Origin of the sequence: Erysipelothrix larvae (assembly GCF_001545095.1) — a bacterium.
In the GTDB taxonomy this organism is placed as follows: domain Bacteria; phylum Bacillota_I; class Bacilli_A; order Erysipelotrichales; family Erysipelotrichaceae; genus Erysipelothrix; species Erysipelothrix larvae.
This window is the reverse complement of sequence record NZ_CP013213.1, coordinates 1,769,804-1,788,277: the sequence shown is the minus strand read 5'-3', so window position 1 is coordinate 1,788,277 and position 18,474 is coordinate 1,769,804. Positions and strand designations below refer to the sequence as shown.

At 37.5% G+C, this 18,474-nt stretch carries 15 protein-coding genes; 12 read left to right on the top strand and 3 right to left on the bottom strand.

Annotated elements, in window-relative coordinates; all coding sequences use genetic code 11:
* Nucleotides 1-42 precede the first annotated feature (42 nt).
* Both AOC36_RS08245 and AOC36_RS08240 read left to right on the top strand, forming a co-directional pair.
* Nucleotides 43-1,551, top strand: coding sequence for a sugar ABC transporter ATP-binding protein (locus AOC36_RS08245; RefSeq protein WP_067633261.1), 1,509 nt, complete (start codon nt 43-45; stop codon nt 1,549-1,551).
* Complete coding sequence (locus AOC36_RS08240) at nt 1,538-2,530, top strand: ABC transporter permease (RefSeq protein ID WP_067633259.1); 993 nt, start codon at nt 1,538-1,540, stop codon at nt 2,528-2,530. Before AOC36_RS08245 ends, AOC36_RS08240 begins: the two co-directional genes overlap by 14 nt.
* 494 nt (nt 2,531-3,024) lie before the next feature.
* Here the strand turns inward: AOC36_RS08240 and AOC36_RS08235 are convergent, their stop codons facing one another.
* The 3 genes from AOC36_RS08235 to AOC36_RS08225 form a co-directional block, all read right to left on the bottom strand.
* Nucleotides 3,025-3,249, bottom strand: a complete 225-nt coding sequence (locus tag AOC36_RS08235) for a hypothetical protein (protein ID WP_067633257.1) — start codon at nt 3,247-3,249, stop codon at nt 3,025-3,027.
* Between the two features lie 443 nt (nt 3,250-3,692).
* Nucleotides 3,693-4,211, bottom strand: coding sequence for an FUSC family protein (locus AOC36_RS08230; protein ID WP_067633254.1), 519 nt, complete (start codon nt 4,209-4,211; stop codon nt 3,693-3,695).
* A complete protein-coding gene (locus AOC36_RS08225; protein WP_067633252.1) occupies nt 4,208-5,023 on the bottom strand; it encodes a MerR family transcriptional regulator in 816 nt (271 codons plus the stop codon). The genes AOC36_RS08230 and AOC36_RS08225 overlap by 4 nt, the downstream gene beginning before the upstream one ends.
* Before the next feature lie 86 nt (nt 5,024-5,109).
* Between AOC36_RS08225 and AOC36_RS08220 the strand changes: the two genes are divergently transcribed.
* The 10 genes from AOC36_RS08220 to AOC36_RS08175 all read left to right on the top strand — a co-directional run bounded on the left by AOC36_RS08220 (nt 5,110) and on the right by AOC36_RS08175 (nt 18,471).
* Entirely contained in the window at nt 5,110-6,846 is a 1,737-nt protein-coding gene (locus AOC36_RS08220; RefSeq protein WP_067633250.1) for an ABC transporter ATP-binding protein, read from the top strand.
* Nucleotides 6,839-8,605 (top strand): ABC transporter ATP-binding protein, encoded by a 1,767-nt coding sequence (locus tag AOC36_RS08215; RefSeq protein ID WP_232505359.1) that lies wholly within the window; start codon nt 6,839-6,841, stop codon nt 8,603-8,605. The genes AOC36_RS08220 and AOC36_RS08215 overlap by 8 nt, the downstream gene beginning before the upstream one ends.
* Nucleotides 8,606-9,214: 609 nt before the next feature.
* Nucleotides 9,215-10,036 carry a MurR/RpiR family transcriptional regulator gene (locus AOC36_RS08210; RefSeq protein WP_067633246.1) on the top strand — a complete coding sequence of 274 codons (822 nt, stop codon included), beginning with the start codon at nt 9,215-9,217 and terminating at the stop codon, nt 10,034-10,036.
* Between the two features lie 93 nt (nt 10,037-10,129).
* Nucleotides 10,130-11,425, top strand: a complete 1,296-nt coding sequence (locus tag AOC36_RS08205) for a PTS sugar transporter subunit IIC (protein WP_067633244.1) — start codon at nt 10,130-10,132, stop codon at nt 11,423-11,425.
* The gene (locus tag AOC36_RS08200) at nt 11,425-12,852 is read left to right on the top strand and encodes a 6-phospho-beta-glucosidase (protein ID WP_067633242.1); all 1,428 of its coding nucleotides are present in this window, start codon (nt 11,425-11,427) and stop codon (nt 12,850-12,852) included. The genes AOC36_RS08205 and AOC36_RS08200 overlap by 1 nt, the downstream gene beginning before the upstream one ends.
* Nucleotides 12,853-13,040: 188 nt before the next feature.
* Complete coding sequence (locus tag AOC36_RS08195; protein WP_067633240.1) at nt 13,041-13,316, top strand: hypothetical protein; 276 nt, start codon at nt 13,041-13,043, stop codon at nt 13,314-13,316.
* A 942-nt stretch (nt 13,317-14,258) separates the two neighbouring features.
* A complete protein-coding gene (locus tag AOC36_RS08190) occupies nt 14,259-16,184 on the top strand; it encodes a BglG family transcription antiterminator (RefSeq protein ID WP_067633238.1) in 1,926 nt (641 codons plus the stop codon).
* Entirely contained in the window at nt 16,181-16,447 is a 267-nt protein-coding gene (locus tag AOC36_RS08185; RefSeq protein WP_067633236.1) for a PTS sugar transporter subunit IIB, read from the top strand. The genes AOC36_RS08190 and AOC36_RS08185 overlap by 4 nt, the downstream gene beginning before the upstream one ends.
* Nucleotides 16,448-16,462: 15 nt before the next feature.
* Nucleotides 16,463-17,728, top strand: a complete 1,266-nt coding sequence (locus tag AOC36_RS08180) for a PTS ascorbate transporter subunit IIC (RefSeq protein ID WP_067633234.1) — start codon at nt 16,463-16,465, stop codon at nt 17,726-17,728.
* The gene (locus AOC36_RS08175; RefSeq protein WP_232505358.1) at nt 17,725-18,471 is read left to right on the top strand and encodes an SIS domain-containing protein; all 747 of its coding nucleotides are present in this window, start codon (nt 17,725-17,727) and stop codon (nt 18,469-18,471) included. Before AOC36_RS08180 ends, AOC36_RS08175 begins: the two co-directional genes overlap by 4 nt.
* Nucleotides 18,472-18,474 lie beyond the last annotated feature (3 nt).

Here is an 18,474-nt window from a genome sequence, read left to right as displayed (position 1 = left end):
AATCAATCCTGGTTAACCTCTTTCTTCTAAAGGGTGATAACAATGAAAATAACGTTTGATAATATCGTAAAACAATTTGGTGCAACACAAGCCCTCAAAGGTGTGAGCTTTAGTGTACAACAAGGCAGTATACTAGGACTACTTGGAGAGAATGGGGCAGGGAAATCTACATTGATGAATATTTTAGGTGGGGTTTTCGCACCAACGTCTGGAACAATTGAAATCGATGGCAAAAGATATACAAGTTTAAACACCGACGAAACGTTTAAACTTGGCATTAGTTTTATCCATCAAGAACTTAACTTGGTGAATGATTTAAAAGTATATGAGAACCTATTTTTAAATCATGAACTGACAAAAATGGGTCTATTGGATAAAAAGGAAATGATAAAAAGGTCCAAAGATGTCTTTAAACGCATGAAGATTGACATTGATCCTGAAGCATTTGTGAAAGACATCGATACATCTCGAAAACAACTGGTAGAAATCGCGAAAGCATTGTTGTATGAAAGTCGTGTCATAATTTTTGATGAGCCCACAACCGCATTAACCGATAAGGAAATAAAAATCTTATTTGAACTCATGCGAAACTTTAAAGAAGACAATATTTCATGTATTTATATTTCTCATAAAATGCCAGAAATCTTTGAAATCTGCGACGACTATGTTGTATTAAGAGATGGTACCTTTATCCAAGAAGGGAAGATCCATGAGATCAATGAAAAAATCGCTACTGAGTTATTGGTTGGAAAAGCTATGAATCATGATCAATCCTATGTAAGTAAGGGCGTCCAAGATGCGGTTATATTTAAAGTAGAAGGGCTCAGTGCCAAACCCTACTTTAATAATATTAGCTTTGATGTTAAAAAGGGTGAAGTTGTTTCGATTACTGGATTATTTGGAGATGGACGGGGTGAATTGAGTGAAGCCCTCTTTGGTGCACGCGCCATTGACTCGGGAAGAATTGAAATAAATGGGGAACAGATTGGTAAAATAACGATACCAAAAATGATTAAAAATGGGGTATCAATGGTACCTCGTGATCGAAAAGATCGATCCGTCATCAAAGATATGAATATCAGTGATAATCTATCCATCCCATACTATCGCTTCCGTCATCATAAAAGGCTCATATCAAGTAGCATTGAGAAACAACGGTTTGAAAGAAACAAAGAAATCTTCTCGATTAAAGCTGAATCGCATAAAGCTGGGATTACATCCTTATCAGGTGGAAACCAACAAAAAGTCATCTTCGCCCGTTGGTTTGAACTGGATAACGATTTATATATCCTTGACAACCCAACACAAGGCATCGATGTTGGTGCTAAGGGTGAAATCTATGAACTCATATCAAAGATTGCCGATGAAGGAAAAAGCATCATTGTATTTAGTTCTGAGATCCCAGAGATTCAAAAAATATCACACCGATGTATCGTAATGTATCGCGGTGAAATCAACCGAATTCTTCATGAAGATGACATTACGGAAATGAATGTCATGTATTATTCAACAGGTGCAAACAAAAAGGAGAACCAAGATGTTAAAAACTAAAGGAGACAAAGAATTATTCGATATCAAAGAGTTTATGGGGAATATTGTACGAAACCATAACTATATATTTTCACTGATTGCACTGGTCATTGTCGGAAGATTTGCAAATCCAAACTTCCTCAGGTTCTCAAATGTGATGATCATGATGCGATCCGCATCGATTCTTGGGGTACTCGCATTAGGGATGACATTGGTCATTCTTATAGGACAAATAGATTTATCCGTTGGCTCCATGCTTGCATTTGCAGGATCGGTTGGTGTCATAGTATTTAATCGCACAGAAAATGTATTGCTAACGCTCCTTGTTTGTCTTGCATTTGGATTAATCCTAGGACTTTTTAATGGCTTTTTTGTAGGGAAACTGGGTATTGCAGGATTTGTTGTCTCACTAGCAACCCTAGCAGCCTATCGATCCCTAACCATTCAACTGGGTCAAGGGGGTCCACTTGTCACAAAACATGAAGTATATACCCAATTGTTTCGATACATTGGATATGGTCAACTGTTTGGAATTCCTTACCTTGTTCTCATTTTTATCTTCACTACATTCTTAGTATGGGTATTACTTACTAAAACAAAACTCGGACGATACATCTATGCAGTGGGTTCAAATGCAAAAGCAACACTGTTAACAGGGGTTAAAGTTTCAAACATTCAAATTATCGTATACGGATTGTCTGGGATGTTATCAGGTTTAGCGGCGTTTCTTTTTATCGCACAAATGGGTGCGGTTGATACCGCAACTGCTGCACGTGCTATGGAAACCGATGCAATTGCTGCAGTCGCAATTGGTGGTGTATCCATGTCAGGTGGTAAAGGATTTGTTCAAGGAACATTCTTTGGTGCAATCATCCTACAATCAATCAGTACAATCCTGACATCATTTGGTGTTCCAGCATTTGTAAACGACCTGATCAAAGGACTGTTAATTCTGACCGCAGTTGTATTACAACGCCTCATCAAACGAAACAAAGATTAATAAGAACTCAAAAGAAACATTTTATGCTAAGTGTTTCTTTTTTTCTAATTCTGATTCGCACACACTTACTAAGGAATATCAAATTGATATCCACCCTATATTTGATAGCGTACTATCCATAATTTTACTAACTGTGTATTTGCGTGATGGAGAATGCTAAATAGAAATGTATAGATTTAATGAACCACCAGTGTTATAAAGAAAGCTTTCCCACACTTAGTAAAACATAATGAAGAAATAGATGGACATTTTATTGGGTTTTTGTTGACCTAGGTTTGAAGATATCAAAGTTTCTTTACAAAACATTGTTACACATCAAGTGGCATAATTACAGATGGTAAATTGAAGTATCATGCTCTTTAAAAAAGATAAACGGCACTATCATGTTATCGTTGGAAATTACGACGGATGGTCTCTTCTGATGAAGTTGGTTCCATGATGGAAATAATCGCATCGGACTGATAAAACATACCGCGTTTTTCATTACCTATTGGTCATAGTATTCCATATTCTTTAGCACGTTTCATCAATATGTTTGATGCACGTAATGAAATACCGATTTTAGATTCTAAATACTTTAAGTTAATTACTGGCTGTCCGACAATTAGATATAAGAGTTTCCATATTGATGATGTTTTTCGTTTTTCAATGATCGTTTCCCAATGTTCAATAAGGGTAGAAACATCTGTTGATACGCAATTTCCATTCAAGTGTTTCATACTGCATCGTGTACCATTTTGGATTCATAAGGACCCTCCTTTTTCATTTAGAGAAACTGAAGGTAGATTTGATTCTTCTAACTAAGATTAGAAGCACAAAAAGAATCGCAAGAATTGACAGGTATTATGCATGCAATCATCCGATTCTTTTTTAAAGGGTTCGAGTGTTGTTTGATCCAATTCAAAAAACATCGCGTAACCATTATCCCAAACTACAGTCACAAATAATACCAATCACAAACATCGTGTAGTGTGCTATGTATAAGCTATAACAGATGCCCAAGATCCTGATAGACTTATTGATATGGTGTGAGAAGAAATCCAGAAAGATAAATGGGGGAGATGGTGTTTCTTTAGCAATAACAAAGAACAAACAAATGAGAATTGGACAAAAAAAAGGCTGTAAAGCCTCTTATAATCCGATCATCAAATGAATCAATGAATTACAAATCATCCTCTTGATCGAGGGTGTTTTTGTTATAGCCAATATATCGATTCACAAGGGATGCGATCACAACCCCGACAAAGGTTTCAATCATGCGATTGATGACATAGAATAAGGCATTGTTGTTGGAACTGCCAAATGATAGTAAGGTGACTAGAATCACAATCCCGGTCATCGATGCAACATATTCTGGAAGATTAAACAGTTTACACAAATATAGCCCAATCATCGTTGAAAAGGCAAAGAGAACCATCGCTAACAGTGAGTTCTCATCAACCTTTAAAGTAATCAATGCTTGTATAGCAATTAATGAAATCACACCCCCTAAAAGGGTCCCTGCCAAACGATGAATGCTTGTTCGATAGGATTGTTCAGGGGTAGTTTTCATGACAATGACACAGGCAATGGCTGCTTGTATAGGCGTGTCATAGTTTAAGAAATATGTAATCAATAAGGTAATCAAAATCGCAATCGCTGTTTTAATGATGCGCATACCAGGTATAAATCGTGAATTCATTGTGTTTCTCCTTCAACAATCCGTACGGATATTTCCGTAATAAACTCGTGAATGTTCTTAACGGTCAATTCTGACTGAAGTGGCATTTCATATAGGGTATCACTCAAGGTCAGGTGATGTGTGTCTGCATATGCGATGATTGTTTTATAGGCCTGATCCAGATCACTGGGATTTCCCTTATGATACAACACCAAGTAGTGGCCACTTTCTCGGATATGGTTAATGCGTGAATCATTTTCATCAAAGCTCATAAAATAATACTGTCTGTAAGTATCAAAGATATTATTGCGAATATCTTCAGTGCGAATGGTAATGCCAATATAATTCGTATATTGAAGTTTATAGGTTTTAATGAAATGACTGTAATTCTCAACAAAGTGACCGAAATCAAGGGGATGTGGGAATTGACTTTGTACCACATAGCCGCGCTGTCTTTGTTCAATACGACAGGTATTGTACTCCAAATCAACTGATGCATCCATCATTTGTAATGTATGCTCAATAAAGCGCTGTTTTTGTTGGAGGGCTTCAATCTCATCATGGAGTGTTTTCTGTTGAGACTCCAACACAATTTTAAGGTTATCCAAAGAACGTGTATCCAGAAATTCCTTAATATCTTTTAATGACATGCCTGTTTGTTTTAAGAAACGAATGGCTGATAATAAATAATACTGATGATAATCATAATAACGGTATCCATTTTCATCCACGATTTGCGGCTTAAACAAATCAATGTCATCATAGTAAAAGAGGACATGTTTTGGAATATTCGTCAGTTTCGCAAATGCACCGGTTGTAAGTTTATGTTTCATACTTTCTCCTTGACTGTAATGTTACCTTATACCTTATGATACCACTACTGGAAACATATGTATAGTTATGCGAAAGGAAGGTTTTTATGTCGTTAATATTAAGATATGTAAAAAAATATAAAGGGTTGATGATTCTTAACTTCATAGCGGTTTTGTCATTCGTATTGGTTGAGTTAGGAATTCCAACAATAACAGGGATGATGATTGATCAAGGGATCTTAGGCCAAGATAAAGACGCTTTATCACGATTAGGGTTCTTTTTATTTGCCTGTGCCATCATTGGAGGGGTTGGAAGTGTATTACTTAACTACACATCCACACGCTTTTCTACCTATATGACACGGGATATCCGCACCGATGTGTTTGACAAAACACAACGTATTTCACATGCGCAATACAACAATCTGGGAATCTCTTCCATGATTACCCGTATTGTGAATGATGCATACCAACTCACACTCTTTACCCAAATGATCCTGAGAATGGGATTGATTACACCGATTATGGTCGCAACCAGTTTCTTCTTGATGTTTAACTCAAGTTCTAAACTTGCGATTATTAATGTACTCAGTATTCCTGTAATCTTGCTTGTGGTGTTTACCATCTCTAAGCTATCAAAACCACTTAGTACAAAACAACAAGGACTTCTTGATAAAATCAACCGCATCACCCGTGAAAACATTACCGGTGTGCGTGTCATTCGTGCATTTCGAAGTGATGATTATGAAACACACCGCTTTGCACACGAAAACAAAGCATATGCCGATACTTCAAAGAAACTCTTTAGACTCATGTCCATGACCGAGCCTACCTTCTTCTTTATCCTCCATATGGTGGTGATTGTAATCTTTATTTACGCAACCTATATGATTCGTGATGCAAGCTTTAATGTCGGAACCTTGGTCGCATTCTTAGAATATCAATTCCATGCATTGTATTCATTGATGCTGTTTGCGACGGTCTTTATTATGTACCCACGCGCACAAGTCAGTGCAGCACGGCTTCAAGAAATCTTAGATGCACCTGAAGAAATCATCAACAGTACGACAGGCCTCAACAATCTGTCTGGCCCACTTACCCTTGAATTTAAGGATGTAACCTTTGGCTATCCAGATAGTGAAAAAAACGTTCTTCAACACATTAGCTTTAAAGCCCATCAAGGTCAAATGGTTGCCTTCATTGGTTCAACCGGAAGTGGTAAAAGCTCCATTATGAATCTTATGGTTCGGTTTTATGATACCAAAGAAGGCAGTGTTGAACTCAACGGAGTGGATGTCAAAGACTATGAATTAAATGGTCTTCGCTCACACTTTGGGTTTATCTCACAACGCACAAATCTCTTTAGTGGCAGTATTGCAGACAATATTCGCTATGGTAAAAAAGATGCCAGTTTAGAACAAGTGATTGAAGCAAGTACCATGGCATCGGCCCTTGAATTCATTCAATCCAAAGAACAAGGCTTTGATACATGGGTGAGTGAAGGGGGATCAAACCTTTCAGGCGGACAAAAACAACGTCTCAGCATTGCGCGTGCGCTTGTCAGAAAACCCGCAATCTATGTCTTTGATGATTCATTCTCAGCACTTGATTATAAGACTGATGTTCAAATACGTAAAAACATTAAACCCATTACACAAGATTCCATTGTGTTTGTGGTTGCGCAACGCATCAGTTCAATCCTTGATGCTGATCATATTATCGTACTCAATGAAGGTGAGATTGTAGGCCAAGGCACACACAAAGAACTGATGAAGACGTGTGAAGTTTACCTTGAAATCGCGCGCTCACAATTTAATGAAAAGGAGATGGAAATCTATGGGTAAATCACTGAAACAACTGACATCGTTTTTAAAACCTTATTGGAAACAACTCATCCTTGTTGCACTCTTATCCATTGTGATTGTCCTCATGGTTGCACTGGCACCCCTTATCGAAGGAAACATCACGACACAACTGTTAAGTGATGTAAAAGACATCGCCCAAGGTGTTAAAGGGGCACAGATTCAAGTGGATGTCATCTTTAGGTTTTTAACCATACTCTTTGTTGTCTATACACTCAATGCAGGATTACGACTCATCTTACAATCGTTGCTTGCGAATGCAATTCAATCCGCAACCTATGACCTCAGAATCGCAGTAAAAGAAAAAATAACACGCGTGCCAATTCGATACTATGACGCCCATCAAACGGGGGACTTAATGAGTCGAATGTCAACGGATGTTGAAGCTATATCCAATGCCCTCCAACAATCCTTTGCAGCCATATTCCAAGCAATTATTATGTTGGTTGTGGCAATTATCATGATGTTTGTAATTGATGTTCAATTGGCATGGATTGGTATATCAATCATTCCATTAACACTCATTGCATCACGCTTTATCGTAAAACACTCGCAAATTGGCTTTAGAAATACCCAAAAAGCACTGGGAAACCTCAATGCCATTACCCAAGAAAACCTCACGGGGTTTGCGCAAATAAAACTTTATAACTACCAAGAAGAAACCATTCAAACATTCAAAAAAGCCAATGAAGCGTTGTGTGAGTATGGGTTCAAATCATCCTTTGTCTCAGGACTCATGGGACCCAGTGTCTCCATGCTTACCTATCTTGCCATCGCAACAACCATCTTCTTAGGGGCCAATAAGGTTCTGGCTGGTGCAATGCTTGTTGGGAACTTACAAGCCTTTATTCGTTATGTCTGGCAAGTAAACCAACCGATGAGTCAAATGACACAACTCTCAGCTGCCATTCAAAGTTCCTTTGCAGCAATGGACCGTGTCTTTGGTTTTCTCAACGAAGCCGATGATATCAAAGATCCAGACTACCCAGTCATACCCACCCCATTTCAAGGAGCAGTGTCTTTTAACCATGTAGAATTTGGATACAACTCAACACCAATCATCAAAGACCTTAGTGCTGAAATTCAACCTGGACAATTGGTTGCGATTGTTGGACCAACCGGTGCGGGTAAAACAACCTTGATCAATCTTCTAATGCGGTTTTATGATGTCGAAAAAGGCTCAATCAAGATTGATGGTGTTGACTTACGGGATATGAACCGCGATACCTTGCGATCATACTTTGGTATGGTCCTTCAAGATACTTGGCTCTTTAGTGGAAGCATCGCCGATAACATTCGTTACGGTAAAAAAGATGCGACAATGGATGAAGTGATTGAAGCAAGTAAAAAAGCAAACGTTCATCACTTTATTCAAACCCTTCCAGATGGCTATGATATGATCCTTAATGAAGAAACAAACAACATTTCCAATGGTGAAAAGCAACTCATTACCATTGCACGTGCACTGCTAAGTGATCCAAAGATTATGATCCTTGATGAAGCAACCTCATCCATTGATACGCGTCTTGATCAACGCATTCAAGATGCACTTCAAACCGCAATGCAGGGTCGTACAAGCTTTGTGATTGCACACCGACTCACAACCATACGCAATGCAGACATCATTCTTGTGGTAAGGGATGGGAATATTGTAGAACAAGGGAACCACGAACAACTTCTACAAAATAAAGGGTTCTATGCTGAACTGTATAACAGTCAGTTTGAACTTGCGAAAGACTAAACAACACTCAGGTGTTGTTTTTCTTATCCTTTAAAACAAAGGATCAAACACCAAGATAGTTCAAGGATATTCACCAAGAATAATCCACAAGCAAAGTGAGTTATTGAAATGAAGAATCCTTCATAAATTGGTAAATTTGATTTCGATGGTATTAGAATAATCTGATTCCCAAAATTCGCATGATTATTGAAGGTAAAAAAAACACCTGTTTGTACATGAATGTAGTGAATGGAAAAAGCGACTAAGAAAAATGTACATAAAGCACTGTTTTCCTCTTATTATTGATCAGTGCCTATACAAAAGATTTACGTGATGATCTTATCGTCAATCATAATAAATGTCACATATATGTAATTATCTTTCTTCATTTGGAAAAGAAGTTTCTAAACCCATCATCAATGCATCCATAAAGTGGTAAACCAGGATTCATCACACTCATTTTTAATAAATGGGGAACGTCGGGTCATGACATTAGAGAGAAAGTACAAACGTATGGTAATTGTTTAGATATTAGGCGTGTGATGTATCTAGAAATTCAATGGATAATATGAAAAAAAGTCAAACGATATAGAGGGACCTTTGGTATAATGAACTTAAGGCGGTGAACACATGGAAGAACTTCTGTCAACACTACAAAATATTGTGAATAATTCATCTCATGCTTCCAAATCCGATGCTGATGTGGCGATTGCTCGGTTTTTAATCGAGAACATCGCACCTCCACTTGTCGACCTAGACATTGAAACACTTGCGAAAGAATGTTATACATCCCAAGCAACGGTCTCACGGTTTTGTCGCAAGATTGGGTTTGAGTCCTTTGGTCAAATGAAAGGTACATACTTAAGAATTGAAAAGATTGGGAGTGAGTTGTTTAAAGACAATGAAGCAAATCTGAAGTTTGATTCAATTCATGATTCCCAAACACTCAGTAATTACATTGAACTCATCTATGATGCACTCTTAGACTTTGATGAACAAATCAATTTCGCCGTTATTGAAAACCTCTGTCATTCCATAAAAAAAGCGAAGAAGGTGTATGTCTATGGAGCTCAGTTATCCGGGAATGTTGTGAGTAACTTTCAATACATGCTTTTGTGTATTGGGAAAAACATTGCGTACTTTCCAACAGCACAACTTCAAATTGACAGCATTGAGACAATTGATAAAGATACCTTGGTCTTGGTTGCTTCTGCCGATGGAAATCTGATTAATAAGCGTGGATATTTTATGAATGAACTTGTCGAAACTGATGCGAAGAAGATTCTTATTACTCAAAACATCACCATCAAACGTATTGACTCATTTGATGAAGTGGTTCAATTGGGAAACTATAAACACCCTAAAGTAGGACGCTATAAGCTGCAATTGTTCTTTGAAGTGCTCATCAACAAATACTATCAACTCTATGGTAACATCAAGCCACTTTCATAATATGAAAGTGGTTTTTTTACCTGGAAATACTTTCTTATGAAGAAGCCTATATTCAAGAAAATGCGTGATATATTGAGGGTAGGAGGGAAGTTTATGAAATTTCTAGAGAAGTATTTGCTCCCGATTGCACAAAAAGTGCAAGGGAATAAGTATATTAGTGCAGTATCCGATGGATTTGCATTGATATTACCGGTTATCATGATTGGTGCGATCTTTACATTGCTTTCAAGTATGCAGATCAAACCCTATCAAGACTTTATTGTGAACACAGGTGTCAAAGGATTTCTAGGACTACCATCACGTGTCACAACGGACCTACTTGCATTATATACAGTGTTTGCGGTTTCGTATTCGCTTTCACATAAAATGGAAATGGATCGTGAAGCAAGCATTATTGGGATTCTATCAATTGTGATGTTACTGCTTTTGATTCCAATGGGTGTGAGTAAAACCTTGGACAGTGGTGATGTCGTAACAATCGATGGTGCCATTAATACTGGATTCTTAGGTGCTAAGGGGCTTTTTATGGCAATCATCGTGGGATCAATTGTCCCAACAGTGTATCAGTTTATTGTTAAGCAAGGGATGATTATTAAACTCCCAGACAGCGTGCCACCCACAATATCACGATCATTTACCGCACTGGTTCCAGCATTCGCAGTGGCGTTTATCTTTGCACTAATTCGGTATGGCTTTTCCCTTACATCTTATGGTGATGCTAATACCTTTATCTATGCCATGGTATCAACACCACTTCAAAACTTAGGGAAGACCCCGTTTGCAGTGATTGGATTTATTCTTGTCGCACAAATTCTATGGTTCTTTGGATTGCATGGATTTATGGTAATCCTACCGTTTCTTCAAACGATTTTCTTGCCATTGAGTTTAGAAAACTTGGCAGCATATGAAGCAGGAAACACGCTTCCAAATGCCATTGTCTATCAACACTTTGGAACCTATGTCCTGATAGGAGGCAGTGGGGGATTATTGGGACTTGCCATCCTGATGACATTCTTTGCGAAAAGCTCACAATATAAACAAATTGGACGCCTTGGATTACCGGGTGCGATTTTTGGAATCAACGAACCCCTAATCTTTGGTGTTCCGATGGTATTGAATACCATGATGTTCATTCCATTTGTATTTGGCCCCGTTTTAGCATTCTTAATTCCATACCTTCTTCAAGTGATGGGACTCATCCCAACACTCTATGGGGTATCACTCCCACTGGGAACACCAGTATTGATGTATGGTATGATGCAAGGTGGTATTCCAATCATGTTGATGCAATTAGTACTGATTGGTGTCCAAGTACTTATTTGGTACCCGTTCTTTAAAGTAGGGGATCGTAAAGCACTTGCTGAAGAGAGAGGAGAGATTGAAGTTTGATGAATAAATTTCCAGAAGGGTTTTTATGGGGTGGCGCAACTGCAGCCAACCAATGTGAAGGCGGATTTAGTGAAGGCGGACGCGGTCTAGCGAATGTCGACTTAATTCCCCAAGGTTCACTTCGTCGTGAAGTGATGAATGGCGATCGCATCATGCTTGATTTCGAAGCAGGGTTTTATTATCCTGCAAAACATGCCATTGATTTCTATCACACATACAAAGAAGACATCAAGTTATTTGCGCAAATGGGGTTTAAAACATTCAGACTTTCCATTGCATGGTCACGCATTTTCCCTAAAGGCGATGAAGAAACACCCAATGAAGACGGACTCATGTTTTATGAAAACGTCTTTAAGGAATGCAAGAAATATGGGATTGAACCATTAGTAACCATTACCCACTTTGATTGTCCAGTCCACCTAACACAAACCTATGGTGCATGGAAAAATCGTAAGATGGTGACATTTTATGAAAGACTGGTACGGGTTTTATTTACCCGCTACAAAGGCCTTGTTAAGTATTGGCTTACCTTTAATGAAATTAACATGATTATGCATGCGCCATTTATGGCTGCAGGCCTTGTGTTTGAAGCACATGAAGACGTGATGCAAGCAAAATATCAAGCGGTGCATCATCAATTTGTAGCCAGTGCACTTGCAACAAAGATTGGGCGAGAAATAGACCCAGAAAATAAGATTGGGTGTATGCTTGCTGCAGGTCAGTATTATCCGTATACATCCAACCCAGAAGATGTCTTTGAAGCACACTTAAAAAACAGAGATAACTTGTTCTTTGTGGATGTTCAAGCACGTGGGGAATACCCAAGCTATGCACTGAAAGAAATGAAACGTTTAGGAATTACCCTTGACATACACGAAGGTGATGAAGCACTCTTACGCGAGAACACCGTAGATTTTATATCATTCTCGTATTATTCTTCAAGAACTGCCAGTGTTGATCCACAACTCCAAGGCAGTACATCTGGAAATATCTTCGCATCGGTAAAAAACCCGTATCTTAAAGCCAGTGAATGGGGCTGGCAAATTGACCCACTGGGCTTTAGATATACGATGAACGTCTTGTATGAACGCTATCAAAAACCCTTGTTTGTGGTTGAGAATGGGTTGGGTGCGCATGATGAGATTTGTGAAGATGGAACCATTAACGATGACTATCGCATTGAATACCTTAAAGAACATATCAAGGCGATGCGGGATGCCATTGAACTTGATGGTGTTGATGTCATGGGATATACATCATGGGGATGTATTGATCTGGTCAGTGCTTCAACCGGTGAAATGAAGAAACGGTATGGGTTTATCTATGTTGACTTGGACAATCAAGGAAACGGTACGGGAAAACGCATCAAGAAGAAATCCTTTGACTGGTATCGTGATGTGATTGCGTCAAATGGAGCAATACTATAATATAAACACACAATTTCACGCACTGTACGCTTTACCTGTGTAATGAAATCTATGTAATAAGAAATATGCAAGGATAACTACCTTGCATATTTTATGTTTAAACCTAAATGGTAAATCCTAAGGGCTCTTATTACAACTTATTGTAATTTTTATGTTTGTTACCTATATCAACGTTGTGATTTTGCTTTATGAAGCCAAAACAATATGATAAACAGGTCACTGATGATACAAAAGACCTATCAATAAAGAAGGTTATGTCAAGGATTTATACCATTCATGTTGAAGTATGGTCTGTCTTGGTTGGTAGTGTCTTAACATTACTTTATCTCTGTTTCTTTGTGAGATTTGTAGATTGGGATATACAAGTATCAATCAATGAAGCCACTCGCTCATTCACCTTCAATCCATCCCAACTTCATCCGATTGAATCTTCTTTTTATATCGCATACACAAAGAAAACATGACTCGATAGTAGGTATTCCTCTATCATGATAAAGCTTACCATAACACAGTTTATGAAAAGTGATTATGATGAATGGTTCTTTAAATGAATTCATTCATGAAATAGAAATATATGAAACAGTGTTTTCTTTTTGGGAATAGGTTTCATACCCTAAATTGAACATGATAGAATAACAACACCAATACACTTTGATAACTATAAGAATCTTATAAATTGTAATTAACTAGCATCAATTACAAATTATGTGGGTAAAGTTGATCAAAATTTTTAAAATAAAATCACTTCAATGCAAACTTTAGATGTGGGATTATTGTAATCGAATGGTGTGTATAAAATGTGGTCTTGACGCGAAACATCGATTGGAATGTGTGGGATTACAAGTAAACATAGAGGTAAGGATTGGCACAAATGTGTACTGTGCTTACCGTACTGAATTTACACGAAATGAGTCACTTTTAGTCAATAAAATAGTCCTTATATTTAATAAATAGCGGTAAAGTGGCTAGATATGTCAAGGTTAACGGTTTGCAGTTTCTGTTTGTGATTAGGTCTGGGTTGAATCAAATCAAAGACTATTGCTTATAATACTGTGTGGTCACATGCAAAAAGAAACGATAAAAAATCCATGCTACAAAACAATGAAGGGAAGGATTGGTACAAGATGAAGTGTATAATTTGTTCTTATTTAAATGACATTTCTTAATGATCAGTGCAACATATCGATATTGTGCATAATTGGAGATTGAACCATAATTAGAGTGTGAAAAAAACAAAGAGAGACTCAAAATAACGTGTATTAACCGTTTATATTTATGTAAATCACATATATAAACACGATAAGGTTATAAGAACGTGAGTCCTAAAGAGAGATGCTCTATTTACGTTTGTTCAAAGGATTGCACACAGCAAGTATCACACTTCAAGGAGAACGAAAGGGGATATTATGAGAACACGGCAAATAGAAATGCTTCACATTATGGTAAATAACAAAGTAGTTGATATTTCCACAATCATGGGTATTTATGATATATCAAAACGTACATTATTTTACGATCTTGAAGAAATCAATTATGAGTTATCTGGCTTAGGCAAGTTAAGAATAAACCAAGATGTATTAATACTAGAAGGTGATGTTGAAGCGATTAATACGACACTTGCTCAGCGTGTGTTTGAACCTTATTATGATCGCATTGAAAGGCAAGATCGGATTTTATATTCAATACTTGAAGAAGAACATAAAACACTCGATGATTACCTAACTGCATTTAGTGTAAGTAAGACAACAGTATTTGCGGATATTGAAGCGATCCGTTCTCGATTATATCAAGATGGGCTGTCTCTGGATTACAACAAACACTATTTAGTTACTGGTCCTGAATACAAAATTAGGGATGTATATCTTAGTATGTTGAATGTGATGGATTTTCAATATCAGGATATCTTGGATTCTGTTATTCAATTTAATGAAAGAAATCAATTGGTCTTGTCGGATTACTCAATGTTTTATCTCAGTAAATTTATAAAATTTATCGATAAAAGAAGAAAACATCAAAGTGTCTCAATTTACCAAATGTTAAATTTGAATCAGTCATTTATAGAAACAGTAGATATTGATGTTCGGGAAATACTTAATATAGAAAATGATCAGGAGGCAGATTATCTCAAAGCATACATATTGAGTTTATACTCTTGTGGTCATCAAGATGTCTCAAATATTGTTCACCTATATGTGAGTGAATTGTTGAAAGAAATAAAGATTCGTATGGCACTAAATGTTACATGGAATGATAGTTTTAAGGCAAGTCTTGAAAATCATTTGATTGCATCATTTTATCGAATTAAGTTCGGATTTCCTGCTTTGAATCAAAGCCTGAACGATATCAGAGTAAAGTACTTTTATATGTTCATGATTGTGAAAAACACAATCCGTTCGATTGATCACATTAGTATTTTTCATAAAATGCGTGATGAAGAAATTGGATTTGTAGTTGCATACATTGGTGGATATCTGTATGACAAAAGGGAAGAACCAACGATGCAACACCGGGTAATTCTCGTATGTCCACAAGGACGAGCTGTTGCCCACCATCTACGAAATCAAATTGAAAAGGGGTTTTCAAGTATTGATGTCATTGATGTCTTGTCTATCAATCAATTGGGTAACATTGTCGAACATTATGATGCAATTATCACCACACTGGATTTGCCCCAGTTTCAAAATGTCATAAAGGTTAATCCAATTTTATCAGAAAGTGATTGTGACAGACTCTTTACAGAATTTGGATCAGAAAAAAAAGAAACGAAGCATCTAGAAATACAGGTTATGAAAATTATAGAAAAATATACAACAGTTCATAACCGTCCCCAACTCATCCAAGCTCTATCGGATGTATTAGAAACCAAAAATGAAGGAAGGAGTGGACAACCTATGTTAAATGAAGTAATAAATCGAGATCGAATTCAAATCATTGATTCAATATCTGATTGGAAAGTAGCCATACAATTTGCCAGTAAACCCTTACTAAACGAAGGGGTGTTTACGCAAGACTATGTGGATGCAATGATTTCGGCCGTTGAGCAATATGGGCCCTACATTGTTTTAGCAGATGAGTTTGCATTACCACATGCATCAAATCAGGGCAATGTTAAAGAAGTTGCAATATCGTTACTTAAAGTAAACGAGCCTGTAGATCTTAAGGGTAATCCTGTAAAAATATTCATGGTATTAGCGACTGTAGATAATCACACGCATCTAAAGGCACTTGCCGGATTAACGGAGATAATATCAGTTGATGAAAAACTTCAACAGATTAAAGATGGAGATATTGAAACAATCTTACGCGTACTAAAGGAAGGAGGAGACCTATGAAAATTCTAGCTGTATGTGGATTTGGAGTTGGATCATCAATGATCCTACGTATGAGTATTGAGAAAGCTTGTAAAGATTTGGGAATTGTTGCGGAAGTAGAAAATACGGATGTTAGCAGTGCCCAGGGTGCGCAAGTAGACTTAGTGTTTACAAGCAACGAGCTTGCAACACAACTACGATCAAGTGTTAAATGTCCTGTAGTTGCGATTCATCGTTATATGGACAAAGAAGAGGTAAAGGGAAAATTACAAGAATATATTTAAGAGGAGGAAAATATAATGGAAGCTGTATTCAACTTTGTAACTCAGAATATCATTCGTAACCCGTCAATTTTATTGGGGTTGGTCGCGGCAACGGGATTGATGATTCTTAAGAAACCAATTGGAGATGTGATTAAGGGAGCGCTACTTGCGGCATTTGGCATGGTTATCTTAGACTTTGGCGTGGGTGTGCTTGTAGGGGCTATCGCACCAATTAATACTGCATTTTCAAATATCGTAGGAGGTGTTGTAACTGATGGACTTAATGATGTCACCTTTACGGCACAATATGGGGCTGATGTGGGGATGGCCATGTTTTTAGGACTAATGATTCATTTGCTTATTGCACGCTTTACCCCAATCAAAACAATCTTTCTTACAGGACATATGATTTGGTGGTTCCCATTCATTTTCGTTGCAGCAGGTGTTGAAGGTGGATTATCTGGCGTTGCATTAATCATTTTTGGAGCAATCTGTTCTGCATTGTATTGGTCAATTATGCCATGGGTACTGAGAAAGTATGTATGGAAGACAACAGGTGACGAGTCATTTACAATTGGGCATCCAACAGGTATGCTATCACTCATTTCAGGATTTGTAGCATCGAAGTTTGGAAACACAGAAAAATCAACAGAAGATCTCAACCTACCTTCAGGACTTTCATTCTTAAGAGAAATATCCATTACGGGTGGCATTGTAATCTTCATAATGTTTATCGTAGTGGGACTTATCATTCCTGAGTTAACTCCAGAAGGATCAAATCTCTTTATGTATGCCGTGGAAAACGGACTTAGTTTTGGTGCAGGTCTTCTCATCATGCTACAAGGAGTACGTATGTTGATAAACCAAATCGTTCCTGCATTTCAGGGGATCTCAGAGAAGCTTGTTCCAGATGCATTACCTGCATTTGACTGTCCAATTATCTTCAACTACAAGCCTAATGCAGTAATTCTTGGGTTTGTTGTTGCAATGATTACATCTACAGCGGCACTTGTTATCGCAAACTCGATGAATCTCTTTGGTGTAATGTTGATTCCATTAGTAATTACTTCATTCTTTGAAGTAGGGACTGCTGCAGTCATCGGAGAAGGTACAGGAGGACTTCGCGGATCCATTATTGGAACCGTTGTAGCTTCAATTGTAATGGTTGCGTTCATGGGAATCTCTGTAATGGTGTATCAAAACACGATTTCTAACTGGCTCTTAATATTTGGAGGGAATGACTTCTCATTCTTTGGTTCAATTGTACGTTGGATTGCTAGCCTGTTTGGTGGCATTCTATGATGTCCTTCCAGTTCTTTGATAAAATCAAAGAGAATATTGAACGTGTATCCAACGAAGAAACACAAAAAATTGTAACACTTTCTGAAATGCTCTACGAAGCGGTCGTGAATAAACAAAGTATCTATATATTTGGTGCAGGTCATGCAGGAATTATTAGTTGTGAAATGTATTATCGTGCTGGAGGGTTTATGCTCTTTAATCCAATATTTCCACGGGAATTGTCCATTGATAATGAGCCTATAACTATTACAAGTCAAATTGAGCGACTTGAGGGATATGGTAGAGTCATTGCAATGAAAGCAAATTTTAAAACCAACGATCTTCTTATTGTTCATTCAGTGTCTGGTCGAAACAGCGCTGGTATCGATGTAGCTTTAGTAGCAAAAGAAAATGGAGCACACGTTGTAGCAATCACAAACTTAGAATATTCAAAATCTGTCTCGTCAAGACACTCAAGCGGCAAACGCTTATATGAAGTGTCTGATCTAATTATCGACAATCATGGAGTCATTGGGGATGCGATTTGTGAACTTGAAGGAAGTCAGCAAAAAGTGGCATCGAGTTCAACAATCATTGCTACAGTGATTCTTAATGAAGCAATCACTCAACTTGCTCAAAGACTTGTGGATGAAGGATTGAAAGACTTGCCATTCTTCACAAGTGCTAATCTTGATGGTGGTGATCAAAAAAACGAGAACTTATATAAGATATATCGAGATCAAATTCACTATCGTTACAAATAAATC